At 35.5% G+C, this 23,731-nt stretch carries 16 protein-coding genes; all 16 read left to right on the forward strand.

What is annotated here, in order from left to right:
- Window positions 1–6 precede the first annotated feature (6 nt).
- The 16 genes from PHE88_08685 to PHE88_08760 all read left to right on the forward strand — a co-directional run bounded on the left by PHE88_08685 (window position 7) and on the right by PHE88_08760 (window position 23,685).
- A complete protein-coding gene (locus PHE88_08685) occupies window positions 7–750 on the forward strand; it encodes a class I SAM-dependent methyltransferase (GenBank protein ID MDD5687892.1) in 744 nt (247 codons plus the stop codon).
- Between the two features lie 186 nt (window positions 751–936).
- A complete protein-coding gene (locus PHE88_08690) occupies window positions 937–3,231 on the forward strand; it encodes a glycosyltransferase family 39 protein (protein MDD5687893.1) in 2,295 nt (764 codons plus the stop codon).
- On the forward strand, window positions 3,218–4,654 hold the full coding sequence (locus tag PHE88_08695; protein ID MDD5687894.1) for a radical SAM protein: 1,437 nt from the start codon (window positions 3,218–3,220) through the stop codon (window positions 4,652–4,654). The genes PHE88_08690 and PHE88_08695 overlap by 14 nt, the downstream gene beginning before the upstream one ends.
- Entirely contained in the window at window positions 4,647–6,077 is a 1,431-nt protein-coding gene (locus PHE88_08700; GenBank protein ID MDD5687895.1) for a radical SAM protein, read from the forward strand. The genes PHE88_08695 and PHE88_08700 overlap by 8 nt, the downstream gene beginning before the upstream one ends.
- 6 nt (window positions 6,078–6,083) lie before the next feature.
- Window positions 6,084–8,075 (forward strand): DUF2723 domain-containing protein, encoded by a 1,992-nt coding sequence (locus PHE88_08705; protein ID MDD5687896.1) that lies wholly within the window; start codon window positions 6,084–6,086, stop codon window positions 8,073–8,075.
- Between the two features lie 124 nt (window positions 8,076–8,199).
- Window positions 8,200–9,660 (forward strand): TolC family protein, encoded by a 1,461-nt coding sequence (locus PHE88_08710; protein MDD5687897.1) that lies wholly within the window; start codon window positions 8,200–8,202, stop codon window positions 9,658–9,660.
- 99 nt (window positions 9,661–9,759) lie between these two features.
- A complete protein-coding gene (locus tag PHE88_08715; protein ID MDD5687898.1) occupies window positions 9,760–12,888 on the forward strand; it encodes an efflux RND transporter permease subunit in 3,129 nt (1,042 codons plus the stop codon).
- A gap of 70 nt (window positions 12,889–12,958) precedes the next feature.
- Window positions 12,959–13,555, forward strand: coding sequence for a TetR/AcrR family transcriptional regulator (locus tag PHE88_08720; GenBank protein ID MDD5687899.1), 597 nt, complete (start codon window positions 12,959–12,961; stop codon window positions 13,553–13,555).
- A gap of 37 nt (window positions 13,556–13,592) precedes the next feature.
- Window positions 13,593–14,273, forward strand: coding sequence for an ABC transporter ATP-binding protein (locus tag PHE88_08725; GenBank protein MDD5687900.1), 681 nt, complete (start codon window positions 13,593–13,595; stop codon window positions 14,271–14,273).
- A 165-nt stretch (window positions 14,274–14,438) separates the two neighbouring features.
- On the forward strand, window positions 14,439–15,872 hold the full coding sequence (locus tag PHE88_08730) for an FtsX-like permease family protein (GenBank protein MDD5687901.1): 1,434 nt from the start codon (window positions 14,439–14,441) through the stop codon (window positions 15,870–15,872).
- 38 nt (window positions 15,873–15,910) lie between these two features.
- The gene (locus PHE88_08735) at window positions 15,911–17,674 is read left to right on the forward strand and encodes an FtsX-like permease family protein (protein ID MDD5687902.1); all 1,764 of its coding nucleotides are present in this window, start codon (window positions 15,911–15,913) and stop codon (window positions 17,672–17,674) included.
- Window positions 17,675–17,739: 65 nt separating this feature from the next.
- A complete protein-coding gene (locus PHE88_08740; protein ID MDD5687903.1) occupies window positions 17,740–18,504 on the forward strand; it encodes an outer membrane lipoprotein-sorting protein in 765 nt (254 codons plus the stop codon).
- Between the two features lie 25 nt (window positions 18,505–18,529).
- Window positions 18,530–19,822, forward strand: coding sequence for a hypothetical protein (locus PHE88_08745; GenBank protein ID MDD5687904.1), 1,293 nt, complete (start codon window positions 18,530–18,532; stop codon window positions 19,820–19,822).
- A 133-nt stretch (window positions 19,823–19,955) separates the two neighbouring features.
- Window positions 19,956–21,299: a TolC family protein gene (locus PHE88_08750; protein ID MDD5687905.1), complete on the forward strand. Its 1,344-nt coding sequence runs from the start codon at window positions 19,956–19,958 to the stop codon at window positions 21,297–21,299.
- A gap of 72 nt (window positions 21,300–21,371) precedes the next feature.
- Window positions 21,372–22,568: an MFS transporter gene (locus tag PHE88_08755; protein ID MDD5687906.1), complete on the forward strand. Its 1,197-nt coding sequence runs from the start codon at window positions 21,372–21,374 to the stop codon at window positions 22,566–22,568.
- Between the two features lies 1 nt (window position 22,569).
- The gene (locus PHE88_08760) at window positions 22,570–23,685 is read left to right on the forward strand and encodes a metallophosphoesterase (GenBank protein ID MDD5687907.1); all 1,116 of its coding nucleotides are present in this window, start codon (window positions 22,570–22,572) and stop codon (window positions 23,683–23,685) included.
- The last annotated feature ends 46 nt before the right edge of the window (window positions 23,686–23,731 follow it).

Below are 23,731 nucleotides of genomic sequence, written 5' to 3' on the forward strand. Positions count from 1 at the left end.
TAATTTATGATAGAGCAGGATAAGGTAAAAGAAAGAGAATATCACGATTGGGAAGTAACGCAAAAACCTGAAATTTCTGAAGAAGATTTAGAACGCGTTAAAAATATTATTGAATATTGTGATATCCTGCATAAAGGTAATTTCAATATTTTAGAAGTAGGTTGCGGTAAGGGTTCTTTCGGAAAATTAATCAGTAATTACGGCAATAATGTTACAGGAATTGATTTATCGACAAAGACAATAGAAGTTGCAAAAAAAATGGAATCAGAACATTATAAAGTTTCTGTTGGTGATATTGATGATATAAAATTGTTTAAAAATAATACTTTTGAAATAATATTATGTCCTTTTGTTTTGCATCACATTCCCGATATTAGCAATGCAATACATAATTTCAGTTACTGGGTATCTTCAAAAGGTAAATTGATTATTATCGAGCCGAATGGCTCTAATATTACCTGGAAAATAAGTAATTTTGTCGGGCACAATTTAAGGAAAATAACCGGGTGGCACCTAAATGGTACTATTAACGAAAAAATACATAATATGAAATATTACAGGACTGAGTTAGCGAAAAAGGGATTTTCAATTAAGAAAATAAAATATATTTTGGATGTAAGGCAGGGAAGTGATAATATACTAATTAATATATTGTTTGGAATACGCTATATTTTAGCGTATATACTTTGGAACACAATGCCTGAGGGGTACGGGGGTCAGCAGGTAATTATTTACGCTGAAAAAAATTAGTAATTAAAAATCAGTTTTAATTATGTTTATGTCTAGGAATTTCAATGTTATAGATTCCCGATTAAAACACTCGGGAATGACAATCTCTTCAGATGTGTCATTCCCGCCCCGCATCAGAGTGCGGGATAAACTCCAGCGGGAATCTAAATTAATCTGTTTATCAATTGGCAGTCCGGAGATTAATAAATGGTAAATAAAAACAAGAAACAAAAACAACCGTCCTATATTGAATCACTGAGATTACCTGTTTGGGTTATTATAATAGGTTTAATATTCTGGTTTTATATAGTAGCGAAAAATTATTATTCTATACATCCTGTTGCATGGCCATTTAGAGATATTTCAAGCTTAATAACAATTATATCGGATTTTGTATTAGTATTGATAAAAGACATTATAATTATTTTGATGTTTGCCTCGGTATCTGTAATTGCGTATAGAATAGGACAGCAAATAATTAAATGGCTTAATCTTCAGATATCGGGTTTGGAATATATAATTTTCTGTATAGGTACCGGTTTAAGCATAATAATATTTTTAATGTTCGGGTTAGGTGTTTTAGGTTTACTTTACAGAATGCCATTTCAGATAGGACTGGTAATTTGTCTGGCAATTTCAATCTGGAAAATAAAGCTCCCGTCTTTAAAAAATGATATACCGGAAAAACTGGATTTTGGTTGGTGGTTTTTAATAGGTATTATTACGCTATTTGTGTTATTGAATATCGGAATGGTATTCATGCCTGAAATATTCTATGATTCGCTGGTTTATCATCTTGCCTGCCCCAACTTCTACCTTATACATCATAAAATAATGCCTATGGAATTTTTAATGCATTCAAATATTCCTTCTAATATGCAAATGCTGTATTTACTTGCCATTACATTAAAAGATGAAATACTCGCTAAAATGTTTCATTTTGGTACCGGGCTTTTTATTATGCTTCTTGTATATTCCACTTGTAAAAATATATTTTCTACAAAAACAGGAATAATTTCAGCTGCAATTTTTTATTCTATACCAATGGTTGCAATGAATAGCTGGACTTGCGGTAATGATATCGGTCTTTCATTCTTTTTCACGTTAGCTTTTTGTTCTTTTCTTAACTGGCTGCATAAAAAAAATAACGGATTTTTATTTTTATCGGCATTTTTCTCCGGTATGACACTTGGTGCGAAATATACCGGGATATTTCCAGTCATAGGTCTTGGTATTGCAGTAGCGACAGTCCTTTTTATTAACGAACCTTTCTGGAAAGCAACAAAAAAAATAATTATATGGGGATTGGTCGTTTTTGCCTTGGTAGCTCCATGGTTGATAAAAAATTATGTATTTACAGGCAATCCTGTCCAGCCGTTTTTATATAAAACATTTGGGGGACAGAATATGAAGATTGACGGGGGCGGGAAAGGTGTAGCGACTTTTCCCCTTAAAATATTTAATTTTAACGTTAAAGAATTTATTCTTTTCCCCTGGAGAAACACGATAGAAGGTAATGATTCTCAGTCATATATGGGCGCTCTTTTACTTTTTATGTTACCGTTACTTGTCCTGCCAAAAAAGGTTGATTCAAAAATTAAATACTCGTTAGTCTGTTTCATAGCAGCATATGTATTTTGGTTTTTAGGTGCTCCGGTATACAGGCATTTATTAGCTTCTTTAGTTTGTCTGGCAATCGTAGTGGGGTGGGCAACAACAGCAGTATCAGCTTTTATTCCGTTTATAAAATGGATAGTTTCTGCTGTTTGTATAACGAATCTTTTGGCGCTATACAGCATAGCTTTTTCAATGACGAGGTTTTATAAACCCTTCGGGGGGAATGAAACAAAAGATGAATTCCTGTCAAAAACAAAACCAACTTACCCTAACCCGCCGTATAGTGTAATATTATGGCTGAATAAGAATATCCCGGCTGATTCCAAAGTGTTGTTTGTCGGAGAAAGCAAGTCTTATTATATGCAAAGAGATTTTATTTCTTATTCGGTAGAAACGAATTTGCAGCCGTTAATGGAATTTTTAAAAGCATCAAAGGATGCAAATGCTTTTAGAACGCTTTTACAGGAAAAAAGAGTAACCCACTTTTTAATAAATTATAGAGAAGCAGTCAGGGTCAATTCCTCGTATAAGACATTTTACTGGACTGAGAGTGAAAGAAAAATATTTGATGAATTTTGGAAAAAATATATTAAATTTGAATATTTTGATGAAGGGGTATATCTTTACAGCGTTTTGCCGGTCGGCAGTCAAAATAATCCCAAAGAAGCATGTTTAAATATCCTGGAAGAACTTGAGAAAAAAAATTGGGCTAACAACAGTTTATTAATGGTGTTTACAGAGAATAAAATGTGGGATAGCGTAATAGATGAATATGAAACATATCTTTATTACGGGTATGACGTTAAAAAGCAGCTCGAATATTTATATCAACTGAGAGGGCAGAAATCCACCGGTGTCCCAGGCTTAAGAAATGAAAATAAATAAAATACTTCTTATACATACATCTTTCAGGGAAGGTTTTTATCTGAATAGTGTAGCTGTTCCGTTGGGTTTGTCTTATATTGGTGCAGTTTTAGAGAATAACGGTTTTAAGGTTAAAGGTATTAATTTAGAAGTAGAGGAATTGAGAAAAGATATTTTTAAAGAATTTGATTTAGTAGGCATTTATGCGACTTCAAAAACTTTCAATGAGACTTTAAGTGTTGCTGAGATAGCTAAAAGGGAAAATCCGAATATATTTGTTGTTGTCGGCGGTCCTCATGCGACTGTATTCCCGGAAGATTTTTTTAATACAAAAAAAGATGTAGTTGACGCTGTTGTTGTAGGTGAAGGTGAATATATCATGCAGGAATTGGTAAACGCCTGGAATAAAGGAAATGATATATCCAGAATTCCGGGAGTAGTTTGCAGAAAAGACGGTAAAGTTATTTTAAACCCGCAAAAACCGACAAATAAAGATATTGATGAATTGCCTCTTCCTGCCAAACATATTTTTAATATGGATTGTTATCCTGATAGAGAAACAGCTTATAGCAGGATTATTGCCAGCCGCGGCTGCCCGTTTAGGTGCGCTAATTGCCAGCCTTGTCTGGATAATATCGGGAAATACAGGCGCCGTTCACCGGAAAAAGTGGTGGATGAACTGGAATATTTGGTTAAAAAATATAAGGTTAGACATTTTGTTTTTTCTGACTCCGAGTTGACAGGACCAAAATCGTGGACTTCCGAGTTCTGTGACCGGATAAAAAAGAAAAAACTTTCTATAACTTTTAATTGTAATGCACGGGTAGATCAATTAGATAAAGCTTTGCTGAAAAAATTTTATTCTGCCGGGTGTATATACATAAGTTATGGGATAGAGTCCGGTTCGCAACGCGTAATTGATGAAGTCCTTCATAAAAATATTTCACTGAATAGTGCACGTGAAATTATAGCCGAAACCGTTAAAGCAGGAATCCATGTCGGGGTATGGTTTATGGTTGGTATGCCGGGTGAAAAACCGGAAGAAGTACTTCAAACTATTAATTATGCAAAAGATGTAGCTAAACTTGGCGTGTTGACAGTTGAGATGAATGTTCTAACTCCCTGGCCCGGAACAGAATTTTATAATATTGCCAAACAAAACAAATGGTTAGTTTCAGAGGATTGGAATGAATATAATGAAAAAAAAGGTTCTGTAATCCGTACGCCGTATCTTACACCTGAGCAAATAAATGATTCTTATAATATTTTTAAGAAAGATTTTGCAAATTTAGGGTGGAAACAAAGTTCTGATGGCGCGAGGTTCTATCATCCGCATTTTACTATAAAAATGATGAGTATGGGTTTGAGAAAATTATTTATCAGAGGTATCAGGTTAAATGATATAAAGCAAGTTTTTAATTTGGTGATGAAAAAATATGAATAGTGAAAAAAATATTAGTGTATGTCTGCTCACGCCTTATAGCGGGGAAAGGGAATACGAGCTATGTGATCCTATTTTGGGATTAACTTATTTGTCATCATCGCTTAGTAAAAATAATATTAATAATTGCATAGTGGATACAAGAGCGGGTAAGTTAAATGTTTCAGAAGCTGTGAAAAGTGTTATAAAGTATAATCCTGAAATAGTTGGAATCAGCTGTACAACTAATCAATTTCCTAACGGTTTAATGATTGCAGAACAATTAAAATCAATCAGACCTGAAATTATGATTGTTTTTGGCGGACCGCATGTTTCGGCATTACCGGATGAGTTAATAAAACATAAGTTTATAGATTATATTATACAGGGCGAGGGGGAATACTCGTTTATCAATCTGGTAAAACATATACTGGCTGATGAAAAATTAAATGAAGGCGGAATTTACTTTAAAAAAGATAATATTCTTCAATCAACAGGTCCTGCTAAATTGATTGAAAAGCTTGACAATATCCCGTTCCCTGATTTCAGTAAATTGGATATTAAGACATATTTCAAAAGACAAAAAATGTTTGCACATACCAAGCGGGTACCATATTTAAGCATAATAACCAGCAGGGGATGTCCCGGTAAATGTGTTTTTTGTTCAAAGGCAGTATATAAACAGCGGTGTTGTATGAGAAGTCCGGAAAATATGATAGAAGAAATAGAAAGAGATATCAAAGATTATAAGGTAAAGGAAATAAGGATATATGATGATTGTTTCACGCTTTCAAAATCCAGAGTTATAGAATTTTGCAAATTGGCAGTTAAAAAAAAATTGGACGTGAGTTTTGCTCTTCCAAATGGTATAAGAATTGATCAGGTTGATAAGGAAATGCTTGAATATATGCGTGCAGCCGGATTTTACATGCTTTTTTTTGGAGTAGAGTCGGGTGACCAGAAAGTACTTGACATAATCAATAAAGGCATTAAAATAGAAGAGATAAAGCAAGCAGTTAAATTATGCAAGAAAATGGGTTTTTATACCTGCATGTACCTGGTTGTCGGGTTACCCGGTTCTTCAAGCGAGTCGGAGAAAATGAGTTTGAAATTATTGAAAGAACTTAATCCTAATTTCATCGGTGTTTCAATGGTTACCCCATATCCCGGTTCTGAACTTTATAACGAGATGATGCGGAATAAAAAAAGTTTACAAAAATCATGGAATACTTATAAACACGATTATACTTCTAATAAAGGCGATTTGCTGTATATTCCTGCCGGTATGACTCAAGACGAAGTTATATACTGGTATAAAAAGATGTATAGGGATTTTTATTTAAGGCCTGCATTCTGGTTTAATCAATTCCGGAATATTTCCTGGTTGCCTCGCCGGTTTTGTTTTTTTACAAGTTCAGCGTATAGAAGATTTTTTAAAGGGTTTTAATATATTATGAGTAAACATAAAAAAAATAAAATAAATCACCAATTTAAAAACAATGTAAACCAACCTGTATCTCGGGAAGATTGGACTGACTTCATTTTTTCAAGAAAGGAATTAATTGTTGCCTTTGCAATTTTCATATCTGTCTTTTGTGTTTATCTTCTGACTTTCTGTAAAATGTTTTTTTTCGATGCTTTAATGTTTGCCTCGCTTATTGCAGAAAAAGAATCCGGGTGGAGTTCGCGGCTCGCGTGGGCTAATCATTTAAGTTTCAACTTCTATGGTAATTTATTTTGGAAATTTCTCAAATTTATCGGGTTACAAAAAATAGTTGAAACTGCACCGCCGGAGGGCTACAGCACCCTTCAGGTTATGAATTCGCTTTTTGGTTCTTTAACTTCCGCGCTTTTCTTTTTATGGTTAAAGAAATTAACAGGTAAAAACTGGATAGCAATCTGTTTTTCGCTGCTGCTCGCCTTCTCAAATACTTTTTGGTGGCGAAGTACCGATGCGCATGTTTACCCGCCTTCGGTTTTCCATACATTTATTTCGTTGTGGCTTGCATGGTCATATATGCGATATCCAAACAGGAAGAAACTTTTAATCCTGGCATGTTCATTGGGACTAACGGTTCTGATGCATCAAGGTAATATTTTTCTTATTCCAGCAATTGCTGTTGCAGTATTATATGTAAAAAAGGAAAGGATTAAAAATTTTGCTATATTTTCCGCAGTTACCGGTTTTATAATTGTAATACCGTACTTATGGGCGTTAACATATCAGGAACGGATATTATTATCAAGAGATGGAAATTTAGTTATTAATCAAAAATCCGTTTTGGCTTCCTATAAATGGCTTCTTGGCAACGCCGATTATATCGGACCTGAAGGGAAGATGGATTTGAAACAGAACGGTTACTGGAAAATGTTTAATTTAAAAAATATGACAATAGTTAATACGAAGGTATTAATGAATTGTATCTGGTTCAGGTCGGGTTTTGGTACTCCCGGGAACCAATTTTGGCCTATTGTCTCAAAAATAATATTTATCAGCTTATCACTTTTTTTCTTTTTTAAAGTGAAATTCTGGAAAAAACAACCGCATATATTTGCCCTTTTTGTAATCTGGATGGGAACTTATATTTTAATTGTAACAAATTTTAATCCGGGGAACGGGGATTACTGGTACCAGCATTTAATAACTATTTTTATTTTAATTGCCTATTCGTTTTCCGAGTTTTTAAACGATGAAAATGTAAGTTTGTTGTTGAGAAAGGCAGTAATGGGTTTATTTTTATGTTCAGTTGTTGTAATTCCGACAGTAAACTTTTTTGATTCAATTTATCCGATTTCCAGGGTTGAAAATAATGAAAATTATTTAAAGGCGTTATTTATAAAAAAATATGTAGAAAAAGGCGGCGTAGTAATAATTTCCGGGATAGGGTGGAATCCCGGGAAGGTTTATATACCTTCATTTGCAAATGTAGGGCGGATTTCTTTCGATTTAATTTTTTGTTATAATCCTAAAGCTGAAGGACTCCGGATTTTAAAAAATCAAGTCGAAACGCTTATAAGCCAGGGTATGAATGTTTATGCGTTATCTGAAATATTTTCAGAAGTGACCGGGAAAGGACTTAAGGACTGGAATGTTTCGATGAACGAAATAAAGGATATTTTCAAATGGTATGATTTCAAAATACTTGGAACCTACCGCGACGGCATGAAAATTATGCAGTTATTTCCTAAAAAGGGTTCAGCCGCTTATTATAGAGGTTCAGGGATAAGTTATTATAATGCGAAAGAATATAATAAGTCATTGGAAGATTTCTTAAATATTCCTGAAAGCAGCAAGACAGCTTTCGATTACAAGCTTATAGGTAATTGTTATATTTTAACCAATAATATACAAACTGCACTTCCTTTCTGGAAAAGAGCATTGCAGTTGAGCCCATCAGATACCGAACTAAAAAGATTAATCGATCATTATTCCCATCCTCAATAAAACAGCATAGATTTTATCTATATGAGAAGGAATCAAAGAAAGTACTTGACAAGTTTTAACATATTTGTTATAGTATGACTGACCAGTCAGTCAGTTTAAAATAGAACCAAAAGAGGAAGGTGTTATGAAGAAAAAAACAACAATTTTATTGGTTATTTTTTTTAATATATTATTTTATAATTATTGTGCTGCCCAGGAGATACTGACAATTGAAAAGTATTTATCTCAGGTAGAAGAAAACAATCCTGATATAAAATCCGTTGAGTTATCTATAAAAGCAATTGACCAGAAAATATTAGAAATGGATATGGCGTATTCACCTTATTTTTCCGGTAATTTCAATTATATGGATGATAAGAGCGGGCCTGGTTTTGGTTCAACGCTGCCCACACAGGAAATGTGGCTGACATCGTGGAATTTGGGATTAAACAAAAAATTCCCTTTTGGTTCGCTTGTATCTCTCGGTTATATAGATTCAACGGCAGAATTTGATTTGACGCAGCCGACTGTAATAATCGGACCGGACAAGGTTTCAAATTTTAAGGGATATGATATAAAACCATTTGTGCGAGTAAAACAGTCGCTATTAAAGGATTATAATTCGCGGTTAACCCAGTCAGGTATAAAAAAAGCAAAAAATGCGGCAAGAGCCGGTCAATATATGCAGATATTCAAGAAACAGCAAATTCTATTAAAAGCGCAATCGGCATATTTATCACTATCTTTTGACAGAGAAGTGGTTTATTTTAGGAAAAAATCTTTGGAGCGTGCAGAAAAAATATTTAAATGGAATGAGGATAAATACAATCTTAATTTGGCTGATAAAAGTGACCTGTTGCAATCTCAAGCCGGTTACAAATTAAGAGATTTTAACCTTACGATGGCAGTTGAAGATGAAGTAACTGCATGCCGTAATTTCAACGAAATTAGGGGTAAATCAAGTGAAGTTGTTGAAGAACAACTTCAGAAACTGGAAGAAATAAGTAAAGATTATGAAGGGACCGGTAGTTTGACTTATTCCGGTCAGCGGGCAGATGTCTTGTCTGCAAAAATGTTTTATGAAAGCAGTAAATTTGCAAATACCGAAGCACAGTACCGTTCCGGTCCGGAATTAAGTGTTTTCGGATTAGCATCTCTTCACGGACTTGATTTAAATTACTCCGATGCCTGGAGTCAGGTTACAGGTGCAGATAAACCTACTTACACGGTTGGCGTTAATTTTATGACATCGCTGGATTTTGGACTTATAAAAAAAGTTCGTAACGGATACACAATAGATGTAAAGTCATATGAAGAATCGTTAATTAAGACAGAGCTTTCCGCAAAAAATGACTGGGAACAGATTTTAAAAAACTGGAACAATGTAAAATCAAGATTGATTAATGCGGTTGAAATAAAAAATATACAAAGTGAAAGATTGGACAATGAGCAGCAGAGGTTTCAGCGTGGAAGAACGACAACATTTCAGCTTCTTGCCGCTCAAAATGATCTGGACGATGCAGAATTAAATGTGTATAGGTTAATATTGGAACAAATGATTACACACGCACAGACAAATCTTTACAATACGAAACCGATAGAATAGGCAAGTTCATAGAAATTAGTTCATAGTTCATAGCCGTACTTTAATATTTTAACTCCGAACCATGAACTATGAACTTCGAACTATAGAGGGGAATAAAATATGAATTTAGCAAGATTATCCATAAAAAGACCGACTTTTGTGACAGCGGTTATAGTTGTTATGCTTATAGTAGGTTTTATTTTTATGAAACGTATGAGTGTGGATATGTTCCCGGATGTAACTTTCCCGTATGTAGGGGTTACAACAATATATCCCGGCGCCGGTCCGCAAGAAATGGAAACCCTTGTATCAAAAGTGCTTGAAGAACAAATAAGTTCAATTGCAGGTTTAAAAAATGTAACTTCTACAAGTCAGGACGGGTTATCACTGGTTTTCGCAGAGTTTAATCTTGGAACTGATGCTAAATATGCAGAACAACAAGTCAAAGATAAAGTAGCTCAGGTACGAAATAATCTGCCTAATGATATCAAGGAACCCATTATAAAAAGATTTGACCCTGCCGACAGACCAATCTTGTTTTTAAGTTTATCCGCAAACCTCAATCCTGCTGAACTTTACGATTTGGCAGATACTACTATAAAAAACGGACTCGAACAAATTGCGAATGTCAGCAGTGTTGAAATCATCGGAGGTACAAAAAGAGAGATACAGGTTAACTTGGATCTGAAAAAACTCAAGGAATATGAAACGAGCCTTTCTATGGTCGCCGGAAGGGTCGCTGCCAATAGCGAAAATATTCCTATAGGAAAAGTTTCTCAGGGTGTCAATGAACTGACTTTCAGAAGTATTGGTGAATATAAATCAGTTGATCAAATAAAAAATGTTGTGGTAAATTTTTTTGGTAGTGACGTACCTGTAACGATAGATAAGCTTGGTGAGGTTAACGATACGACAGAAGAAGTAAAAACGTTGGGTCTTTTAAACGGTAAATCGGCATTGCTGATAGATGTATATAAACAGTCAGGCTCAAACACCGTTGAGGTTTCAGATTCACTAATGAAGCGGATAAGCAAACTTAACGACATATTAAAAAATGTAAGAGGTACACCGAGTCTTGCTATCATTCAAGATGGAGCAAGACCTATCAGGATGAATCTTGAAGACGTCAGGAATACTATTTTTGAAGGGATACTGCTGGCAATTATTGTAGTATTTCTTTTTCTGGGTAGTTTAAGGTCAACCTTTATTACGGTTATAGCCCTTCCAAACAGTTTGGTAGGTGCTTTTATTTTTATGGGGCTGGCAGGATTTTCAATCAACATGCTTTCCTTAATGGCACTTTCGCTTACTGTGGGATTGCTGATAGATGATGCAATAGTTGTCCGCGAGAACATTTTCAGACATATTGAGAACGGCGAAACCCCAATGGTAGCAGCCCAGAAAGGGACAGATGAAGTTATGCTTGCCGTAATAGCGACGACTCTGACTGTAATAGCGGTGTTTTTGCCGGTCGGATTTTTGCAGGGAATGGTAGGTCAGTTCTTCAAGGAATTTGGATTAACTGTTGTTTTTGCTATGACAATTTCGCTATTTGACGCTTTAACCACCGCACCGATGCTTTCGGCATATATGATTTCCAATATTAAACCGGAAAAGAAAAAAGATTCAGTTTTAGTTTCAATACTCAATGCACCTGTAAGATGGTTCGGAATTGTGCAGGATTGGCTTGACAAGGTTTATGAAAATACTATAAGATTCACGCTCAAGCATAAATTGACAATTATCTTTTTAGCGGTATTTATATTTTTATCAAGTTTAGGTTTAATAAAAAATATACCCAAAACATTCATGCCGAGTAACGAATTTGGTGAATTTTTTGTTTCTTTGGAAGCCGACCCAGGTTGTTCACTTAGCCAGATGGAAAAATATACAAATGAAGTGGATGTGATTTTAAGAAAAGAAAAAGATATAGAATATGTTTCCGCAACTATCGGAAATACCAATGGCGAAAGCAATGTAGCTTCCTTATATATAAAAATGGTACCTTCAAATCAGAGAAAACGTTCTACGGCAGATATGAAAGAATATGTCAGAAATATTTTAAGCCCTTATGCTAAAATTCTCCATTTAAAAGTAAACGATATGTCTATGGGAGGTGGCGATCAGCAGCCGTTTAATTTTATGCTTGTCGGTGACAATCTGGATGATCTGGCTAAGATATCAAACGGTTTAATCGATAAACTCAAAAAAATACCTGGTCTTGTGGATGTTGATACAAATTACAAGCCGGGTAAACCGGAATATCAGATAAAGATGAATCCTTCTAAGATGATTAAGCTTGGAGTTCAGTCAATTACCGCCGGATTGGAATTGCGAGGAATGGTTGAAGGTATTATTCCTGCAAAATACCGTGAAAACGGATTAGAATATGATATCAGAATAAAATTGCAGAATGATCAGCGTGATTTAAGCAAGTTGTTTAGTTCACTATATGTACCGAATGTTAATATGCAGCTGGTCAAACTTAGTAACATTGCTGACCCGGTCAAAACAACAGGTCCTTCCAAAATTTACCGAAGAAACAGATCCCGTTATGTTATGATAGTTGGAAATATGGGTAAGAATGGAGCCATTGGCGATATAACAGCTCAGGCGAAAAAAATATTATCTAAAGAAAAATTGCCAGAAGGTGTAACATATGAGTTTATTGGAACATCGGAAGATATGATGGACTTATTTAAAAACATGATGATAGCTGCAGCTTTGTCAATAATATTTATATATCTTGCCCTCGCAAGTTTATACGAATCGTTGATAATACCGTTTACAATAATGCTTGCACTACCATTGGCAATTGTTGGCGGATTGATAGCTACTTTTGTTGCACACCAGACATTAAATATGTTCACAATGATTGGTTTTATAATGCTATTAGGGCTTGTTACTAAAAACTCGATACTGTTGGTTGACTATACCCAGCGACTCATACGAAAAGGAATTGATTGTAACGAAGCTATTGTAAAGGCGGGACTTACAAGATTACGACCTATACTTATGACTACCTTTGCACTTATAGCAGGTATGATGCCGTTAGCCCTCGGACTAAGTGAAGTCGGTAAATCCCGAAGGGGTATGGGTATTGCCATCATTGGCGGACTAGTAAGTTCAACAGTACTTACGCTGGTGGTTATTCCTGCCGTTTTTGGTTATATGGATACTCTTCGCAGGTGGACCAGAAAATTAGTAGGAAGACCCGAACTAAGAGAAATTGATAAAGAAGAAGATTAAACTCTAACCTGTTAAATATAATACTGGATAAGTTACACTATCTAATGATGCAATAGTTGGATAAAACAATATGCCAAAACCAAAAAGCTGGGATCCCGAAGTAAAAAGACAAAAAATTTTAAATGCTGCAATTAAAATTCTAAACAATAAGGAATATCATAAATGTCCTATTGACGAAATTGCAAAGAATGCAGGTGTTGCAAAAGGGACAGTATATCTGTATTTCAAAAGTAAAGAAGAACTTTATTTTTCAATACTTTTTATGTTAACGGATAAATTAAACGAAATGGCGGATGATATCTACAAAAGTAATCTATCGGCAAGTAAGAAACTATTACTGTTTTTGGAAAAACAATTAGATTTTATGGGAAAATACCGAAATATTTTTATGGCTGTCAGACAGAATTTAAAATCACATAAAGAAAAATTTCATAATGCGCTTAATAAAAAGATTAATGTACTTATGGATATAGTCTCCCAAATTATTGAAAAAGGTAAAAAAGATGGTGAATTTAAAAGTTTTCCGTCTTCATCGCTTGCGGCGTTATATCTTTCACTTATGTCTGTCAATATACACCAGAAAATAGGAATGCATAATAAGATGATAGAAATTAATATCACTCCACAGTTTATATGGGACGTTTTTTCAAAGGGAATAGAAAAATGAATATAAAAAATATACCGATTATTTCAGGAGATTTAAAATGAGCATTATCGAAATTAAAGGTTTACAAAAAGAGTATCCTCTCGGTACTACCACTGTACATGCACTTCGCGGAGTCGACCTCAATGTCAACGAGGGCGATTTTATGAGTATAATCGGACCGTCAGGCAGCGGAAAGACCACGCTTTTGAATGTCATCGGATGTATAGACTTTGCAACAACCGGAAGCGTGAAAGTCAGCGGCAGAGAGATAACTTTACTGAATGACAAAGAAATTACCGATATAAGACTTAATAAGATTGGATTTATATTTCAAACATTCAATCTTATACCTGTTCTTGACGTCATTGAAAATGTGGAGTTCCCCCTTCTTTTGATGAAGAAACAGCCGGCTGCAGAAATACGGAAACGGGCTGAAAAACTAATTGATGAAGTGGGACTGAAAGAATTTATGAAACACCGTCCGGCAGAGCTTTCCGGCGGACAGAGGCAGCGCGTAGCAATAGCGCGGGCGCTTGTTACTAATCCCGACATAGTACTTGCTGATGAACCGACAGCAAACCTCGATTCGGTAACAGGTGACCAGATTCTGGAATTAATGAGGGAAATGAACCGGATAGAGAAAACGACATTTATTTTTTCAACCCATGACGCCAATGTCTTAAAATATGCAAATAATATAACAAAAATTAAAGACGGACTCATTGAAATAAATAGTTAGTTAATAGTTCTGAGTTTATAATTTAACAAAATCAATATGAACGATGACTATAAACTATGAACTGACTTTATGCGATTAATGCTTAAAATTGCCTGGCGCAACATATTTCGTCACAAAGGAAAAAGCTTTGTTATCGGTATCATTTTATTCCTCGGGGCGCTGCTTATGACGTTGGGTAATGGTATAATAACAGGCATGAATGACGGTATCAAGAAAAACATAGTGAACGCATTCATGGGTGACATAGTGTTGATATCCGATAAACAAAAGACCGATAACGTATTTTTTGATTTCATGGGAGCATCAGTAGAGCCTATAAGCACATATAAGCAGATAGATGCAATCCTTAAAACTCAGAATTATGTAGACCGATACCTACCTGTTGGGAAAAATCTTGCTATGATATTGCAAGAGGATGAAAACACACCAAGCCCCGCTTATCTTTTAGGTGTCAATATTGTACAATATCAAAAAATGTTTCCTAATAGTTTTAAGGTCATAGAAGGTCGGTTGCTTAAGCCGGGAGAAAGAGGAATTTTGATACCAACCCATGTCCGTAACGAACATATATATACCGCTTTTAATACATGGATTATTCCGGAAAACGGCAAGCTTATAAAACAGAATATGACAAAGGAAGCCCTTGAAAATATTCAAAATATCACTATTTCTTCAAGTATTGTTCTTATGGGAATGGCAAACGGTGTGAACTCTGCTACTGATGTCAGATTTGTAGTTAAAGGTATAGTGAAATATAATGCGCTTAAAACTATGTTTGGTCATTTCTGTATTACGGATATTGAATCATATCGTGAATGTCTTGGTTATTTTTCCACAGCAGATACTGCTGTTGATGTCCCAAAGGAAGAGAAGAAATTGTTAACCATGGGAAGTTCCGACCTTGACTCTATGTTCGGGTCAGAATCTCTTGTTATATCAAATACCCAGAATAAAGCACCGAAACTTAAAAAATCCGGTACATCAGCGCAAAAAGAACAAACAAATATAGAAAGCGGGATTTACAATATTGTTTTCGTCAAACTTAAAGATGGAGTCTCATACCAGGTAGCTATCGCAAAACTGAATCGCGTACTTTCGGAATCAAAAACCGGAGTAAGAGCGATTACATGGAATAAGGCATCGGGTCCTATTGGCAGCATGGCGATAATTATTAAAGGGGCATTGTTTGTTTTCGTAACAATACTTTTTTGTGTAGCGGTTATAATTATCATTAATACGCTTACTATGGCGGCGCTGGAAAGAACTTCTGAAATAGGAATGATGCGTGCGGTCGGTGCAAGAAAGTCATTTATTGGGGGAATGTTCATTGGGGAAACTGGAATACTATCTGCAGTTTTCGGCGGTGCCGGTATCATCACAGGCATAATAATAGTCAAACTGATACCGCTGTTTAAAATAACTACTTCTAATGATATGGTTCAGCTGCTTTATGGCGGCGATATTTTTCATCCGGTGCTGATGGTGCCGGATATCAGCCTGACGGTACTGCAGTTAATATTTGTTACTATTATTGCGGCGCTATATCCGGTAGGTGTTGCCAGAGGCATTACGCCGTTAGATGCGATTTCTAGGGACTGATAAGACAAGGGGCGTTACTATTTAAAGGGAATTAAAAAATGAAACTTATAATAATGTTAAGTCTGCGTAACCTTTTCCGTCAAAAACGGAGAAATATATTTTTGGGTATTGCTATGGCGATGGGTGTGACGATTCTAGTCATTGCTAACTCGTTTTCTCATGGCATTTCAGATATAATGTTCAATAAAATAATGCGCTGGGTGACAGGACAAGTGACGGTTCGCTTCAATGAAAGAGGCAGAGTATCCAGAGAATTGTTCCGTGATAAAGACCGCATTATGGCAATAATTAAAAGCGAGCCGGGTGTTGTTGAAGCGGATGCTGGCGTCGGGATGTTCATGCGTGCCATCGGGAATGGAAAGTCGGACAACGTAATACTGGTTGGTGTGAACACTACTCAAAGCATAAGCGAAAAAACCAGAAAAGAAGTTGAAGAATCATTCAGGCTGATAGATGGGACATGGAAGGATTTGGAAAATTCAGCTATAGAAAATCCTGTGATAGTTTCGGAGGAAAAAGCGCGATATCTAAATGTAAAGAGAAACGATATTATCCGCGTACGTTTCCGGAATATGTTTAGTCAGGACCAGGCAGCCCGGCTTACAATTGTAGGAATTATGAAAAACGACAACATTTTCATGCAGCCGGTTATTTTTCTTGAACTTGATAAAGCAAAAGAATTGCTGGCTTATCGTCCCTATGAGACAGGAAGCATAAGCATTATATTGAAAGACCCGCAAAAGAACGCGAGTGCACTTGCAGACAGAATTCACGCACGGCTGAAACCTGGTCTTGCCGTTATTTATGCTTCGGTAAAAAACAAAAATAAAAAACAATATGTTACTATTTTGGGCTACAAAAGTGACGATGAAACAAAGAAGAAACTTTCCGGAATGCTTAAGCTGACCGGCGGAACTATTGAAGCCGCTATGAAAAAGGACGGTGTTATTGTTGCCCGGTCGGTTGCATCGGCACTGGGTGTTTCTGCGGGAGATATCATTAATGTTAGTTATGAAAGGAAATTTGAGAGCACAAATGCCGAATTGAATTATGATATAAGCGCTGTTTGCGAATCTATAGAAGGTTTGGACGGAAACATTATTCTCATGAATGATGAAAAATTTTATGATACCTATTACGAAAACTTACCGAAGGATTACACCCTATATTCTTCGGCAATAGTTCCGGAAGAAAACAATCCCTGTTATCAATTACTCGCACCTGAATGGATACTTCTGAAAAGGACATCAAATACTGACGAGGCAATTGAAAAATATAGGGAATTAGGAAGAAAGAAATGGAAAGGAACGGTTGTAGATGTAGCAACAATGTATGAGACTGCAAGCGATATATTAAAACTTGAGGGCGTGCTTAAACTGATAACACTTTCAGCAGTTATGGTGCTGTTTTTCATTATAGTTCTTGGGGTTGTAAATACTTTGAGAATGACTATTCGCGAGCGCACTCGCGAGATAGGCACCATACGTGCTATCGGTATGCAGAGAAATGATGTCAGAAACACATTTATACTTGAAACTTTTTTTCTGACGCTGTTCGCTTCTATTACCGGAACTTTGATCGGGTTCGGTGGAATCTGGTTCCTCACCCGTATTACAATAAATATGCAGGATAACCCGTTAGGTATGCTGCTCGTAAACGGCCACCTTTATTTTCTACCGACAGTCGCAGGTATAGCAGGCAACGTATTGCTGATAGTTGCAATTGCAGTTGTGACGGCTTATTTTCCTGCAAGACGTGCTGCAAATCTTTCGCCGGCAAAGGCTTTACGGCATTTTGAATAACGACGGATTACACAGATTAAAGTCAAGATTACACAGATGAAAATCGTAACAAGTTGGAGTAAAAAATGAAACGTAATATTATTATCACATTTTTAGTTCTCATGCTTTCTACAATGGTTTCTGCGGAAAGTCGTATCATGCCAATACTTATAAGCATCGATAGTAATTATAAAATCAAAACAGATGCAAGCGCAAACGTTGTAATGACACAGCAAAAAGCAGAGGAAGGCACTAAAATAATTGAGATGATATATTACCGCAGGGATTCGGATGATGCGTTCCTGATAGTTATGAAATCGCCTGAAAATGAGAAAGGCAACGGTTACCTGCGTGTCGGAGATAATTTCTGGATGTACCGCATAAACACAAGGACATTCCAGCATATCAACCGCGACGAGAGCATCGGAGGAACGGATGCACACAGCGGAAATTTTGAGACCCGCAAACTAACTGAACTTTATGCACCAGTGATTGATGCAAATGGTAATGAAAAAATTTCCAAGGAGATGCTTGGTCAAATTCCCATAAATAAATTTGAGGTGAAGGCAAAAGTTAACGATGTGGATTATCCTAAAAAAATCTACTGGACGCGTCAAGATAACAATCTTGTGCTTAAAGAAGAATCTTATTCACTTTCAGGCACATTAATGCAAACGGCTTATTACTTGAAATTTACAGTTATTGATGGAAGATTTGTACCGGTTAAACATATTTATATTGATGAATTTGAAAAAGGCAACAAGACAATAGTGGAAATATCTGACATTTCAACTCAAAAAATAGACGACAAAATATTTACAAAGGCTTATTTGGAAAATTTAAGCAAGTGATGGAGGCAGAAGTCAGGAAGCGGTTATGAAAAAGTTAAAAGAAACATTTAACCGAATTATTTTACCTGTTCTCTTTATTTCAGTTTTCCGTTCTCTTTCAATGGCTGCGGAAACTATCAATGAAAACGAAATGTTCTCTAGTTCCGAAGTTGTTATGCAGGCTGCTAACACTGTCCCGGCATCTGAAGGAAAAAAAACGATAGGGTTTTCCGGTTCAGTCACGAGTGTAGAAGAGGATATCGGAATCAGTACCTCAACGAAAGATTACCTGGATTCATACATCCTTAGTAATATATTTCTCGATGTCCGGATGAAAAATGACATAAAAGCGTTTGCCAATCTTGAAACAAACTATCATCCGCAGACAAGAGACACCACATTTGGCCTTCGTGAAATGTTCTTCGATTTTAACCTTAATCGCAGGGTGTACCTAAGAACAGGGAAACAGGTTCTCCAGTGGGGACGCTGTTATCTATGGAACCCGACCGATCTTATAAATATTGAAAAGAAAACTTTCATCACTAAAATCGGGTATCGGGAGGGTGCTTACGGACTGAAAGTCCATGTGCCGTTCGGAACGAAATATAACATCTACGGATTTCTTGATACAGGGAATGCATTATCACCGGACAATTTAAGCGGTGCGCTAAAATACGAGTTCCTTGCAGGCAAAACCGAAATGGCGTTTTCCGGTTGGGCGAAGAAAACATATAACTCAGTTTATGGGTATGATTTTTCAAGCCGTATAGGAGATGTTGATATACTTGGCGAATTGGCCGTCTCTAAAGGCGACAATATAAAAAGAATCAGGGAGGACAACGGAATACTCAGCATTTACAGGAACAACGGAGACTTCACAACCAAAGCAAGCATTAATTTATCAAAAGGATTTCGACTAGGAAACTTCAATGACAGGCTTACGGTTTCAACCGAATTTTTCTATAACCAGTCTGGGTATAAAGAGAACCTTTTCAATGACCGCAATATATACCAATTTGATTCATCTGTCTTTTCAGGAACAAAAAAAGATTTTTTATTACTGAACGGCCTTTATGACCCGAATAATTTATCCCGTTATTATGGCGCTCTTTTTACTAGTGTCAGCAGGTTCGTTATAACCGATATGACATTGAATATGAATTATATCAGCAATTTCTGTGATAGTTCGGGAATTCTTTCAACAGGAGTCACCTACAAGAATATTAATGACTTTTCCGCGGGGCTTTTAGTCAATTCTACACTTGGAAAAGCAAACAGAGAATATACATTTTCTAAAGTCAAGTATGACATCCGAGTAACGCTCGGAGTCTCCTTTTAACCGCTGGTGTGTCCCGATAGAAATCTGTAACAGCATGATATAGTGAGTTGAAAGATGGGGATGCAGTATGTAAAGAAACAAATTTTACAGTATATAAAATGAAATATTGGATGTTTAAAAAGGTAACCGAGAAATGAAAAAATCAGTTAATAGTTTAAAATTTGAAATCCGGAATAAGCGATTGATAGTATTTTTATTAGGTTTAACTATGAACTATGAACTATCTACGATTAGCTGTCTTTACAGCCAATCGTTTGATTTAAACAGATGTTTAGAGATTGCTTTAAAAGAAAATCCGCAAATAAAAATAGCTGAACAGAAACTTGAATCTGCAAAAGCAAAAAAAGGGGAAGCATTTGCAGGATATCTTCCTAATATTTCAGGGACTGTAAGCTATCTCGACAGGAAAGAAGTTAACACATCGGCACTTTCGGCTATTACTTCCGTTTCTCCAACTTTTAGGTTTGCTTTTGCGAACGAAGTGTATGATAATAAATTGACATTATCTCAACCTGTATTTATGTGGGGTAAAATCTACCAGTCAAATAGACAGGCATCACTGAATTACAAATATACTGATGAAGAATATCGTAGAACCAGGCAGGAGATTATTTATAAAGTTAAAGAGGGGTTTTATAAATACATATTATCAAAACAGTTAGTAGCCATTTCTAAAGAAGCATTTGATGTAACCGAAGCGCATCTAAAAGTTGTAGAAAAATTTTATAATGAAGGACGTTCTTCTTCCTACGATGTTTCCCGTGCAAAAGTTTCACTTGCTAATGAAAAAACAAATTTAATCCGGGTTGAAAATGGTTTTGACCTGGCAAGGCAATCTCTTATAAACATTTTAAATATTAAAGAAATAAATGTTGAATTTACGGGTGGGTTAGAGTATGTGCAGTTGGATTTAAATCTTGACAGTTTGTTAAACGAAGCAATGAATAACCGTCCTGAAATGAAGCAGGTTAAACTTCAGGAAGATATTTCAGAATCATTGGTTAGACTTACTGCTGCCGGCAACAAACCGAATATCATTATTACAGCATATACAGAATGGCAGAATACTGGTTGGGAAATGAAAAACTGGTATAATTCGTGGACAGCACTTGCTGTTTTAAATTTGCCGCTATTCGATGGTTTTTCTAATTATTATAAAACCAAACAAGTAATAACAAGTTTAGAGCAAATTAAATTAACACGGGAAGCGCTTGAAGAAGGAATAAAATATGAAGCCCGTGCAGCATACCTGAATTACAAACAGGCTAAAGATTCGATTGAAGCAAACAATGAAAACGTTGATGCCGCAAAGGAAAATCTGGTTACAGCGCAGAAAAGATTTCAACTTGGTCTTATGACTGATATTGAAGTGAGAGATGCACAGTTAGCATTGACACAAGCAGAGACAAATTACATACAGGCGTTATATGATTATAATGTCGCTATAGCGAGTTTGGAAAGAGCAGTTGGGAAATAATAAAAGAGGGTTATAGAGTTCGTAGGGTTATAGGGTTATAGGGTTTGTAGAGTATTATAAATATTCCACATTATGGATAAAAGCATATTTAAATCGCTTCGGCATAGAAATTTCAGGTTGTTTTTTGTCGGACAAGGTATATCCGTAGCAGGAACATGGTTACAAATAACTGCTATGCCCTGGATGGTATACCGGCTTACCTCATCTACTATATTATTAGGTTTGATTGGATTTCTAAGCCAGATTCCTGTTTTCTTGCTTGCACCCCTTGCAGGTGTTGTCGCTGACCGCTATAACAAAAAGAAACTATTAATTATAACTCAAACTTTCGAAATGGTACAGGCAGTTGTTCTCGGTGTTCTCGCAATTTCCGGAAAATTACAAATTTGGCACATAATAGTATTAGCAATATTACTCGGCATAGTAACTGCTTTTGATATGCCTACCCGTCAGGCATTCTTATTTGAAATGGTTGGTAAGGATGATTTAATGAATGCAATTGCATTGAATTCTTTGATTTTCAATTCAGCACGTTTAATAGGTCCTGCAATTGCCGGGCTATTGATTGCTTCTTTTGGCGAAGGCTTATGTTTTCTACTTAATGGTTTAAGTTTTATTGCAGTGATTATTGCATTACTATTAATTACACAATTAACGAGTCATTCTACTAAAGATGATTTACCGATTTTGCAAAGACTATCTTTGGGAGTCAAATATATCCGCAATTCTAAAATTATTTCAAATGTGCTTTTACTGATATCGGTTACGGGTGTGGTAAGCGCATTTCCTATGACTTTAATGCCGGTATTCGTTAAAGATATTTATAAATTAGATGCAAAGGGTCTCGGAATATTTATGTCAGCAGTGGGAATAGGTGCGCTTTTTGGAACAATGAAAATTGCAAATAAAAAAGATGTTATCGGTATAGAAAAAGCAATAGTTAAGTCATCATTTTTTTTAGGGTTATTTATAGCTGCATTTGCAGTTTCAAAAAATGTTTTTCTTGCTATTCCGTTTCTTGCTGTAATCGGTTATTTTTTAGTTTTACAAATGGCTTTGAGTAACACCCTTATACAATTGACAATTCCAAACGAAATGCGAGGAAGAATAATGGGATTTTTTGTAATGTCTTTTATGGGCTTAGCTCCTATTGGGAGTATAGTTGCAGGATTTCTGGCACATAAGATAACAGCACCGATAACTGTAGTCGCAGGTGGTTTTACATGTATGATTATTACTATAATCTTGAAAAATAAATTTATCAATTAATATGAATAAAATATATTTTGCATTATTTATCTCAATATTTTCTTTAATATATTTCGGAATTCACTATTATACGTACAATAGAATTATTTATGGATTGATGGTTTCAGGACCGGTTAAGAATTATATTAAAATATTTTTTCTGATTTCTGCTTTATCGTTTGTAATTATTGAATTTATTAGCAGAAAAGTAGTAATTTCGCCATGGATTAAAATAGCAGCTCAGTATAGTAGTGTCTGGATTGGTGCTATTTCAATTGCAGTAACAGTTTTTCTAGTTGCAGATATTTTGAGAATATTTTTCCACTCCCAGCCATTTAGATATTATTCCGTAATTTTCTCACTTATAGTGATAGCTGTGATATCGCTATATTCAATTTACAATGTTGCACGAGAACCGTTTCTTAAAGAAATAAAAATAAAAACCGGTAAATTACCTTCAAATCTTCCAAAATTTTCAATTATTCAACTTTCCGATGTCCATTTAAATTTTCTAAAATCAGAAGAATGGCTAAATAAAATTGTAGATAAAACAAATAGTCAAAATCCTGATTTAATTGTTATAACAGGCGATTTAATAGATGCCGATGTAGAAGGTTTGAAGAATTTTTATGAGATATTAAAACGGTTGAAATCAAAGTATGGCGTTTTCGCAGTTACAGGTAACCATGAATTTTATGCTGGGATTGATAAGTTCTTGGAAATAGCGAAAAATTCAAATATAGCTGTCTTAAGGAATGAAAAAAGGACAATAGCAAACTATGTTGAACTTATAGGAATTGATGATAATACCGGTAAAAGGTTTTCAGAAACAGGTTCTGATTTAAAGGGAGCGTTAAAAAACTGTGATTTTAAAAAATTGGTGGTTCTTCTCTCACACCAACCTGATGTTTTTGATGAAGCAGTTAAGTCAGGAGTTGATTTACAGCTTTCCGGTCATACCCATGCAGGTCAAATCCCGCCAATGGATTTGATAGTTGAGTTTTATTTTAAATATCCGTATGGATTATATCAAAAAAATACCTCGTATTTATACACAACCTCCGGTACTGGAATATGGGGACCCCCCATGCGGCTTTTCTCGCGCTCAGAAATCATAAAAATTGTTCTGGAAAAGTGAGCAGAACTTTTCTTGACAAAAATTACTTCAATTTGCTATAATAAAC

Source organism: Elusimicrobiota bacterium, assembly GCA_028718185.1.
Lineage (GTDB): Bacteria > Elusimicrobiota > UBA8919 > UBA8919 > UBA8919 > JAQUMH01.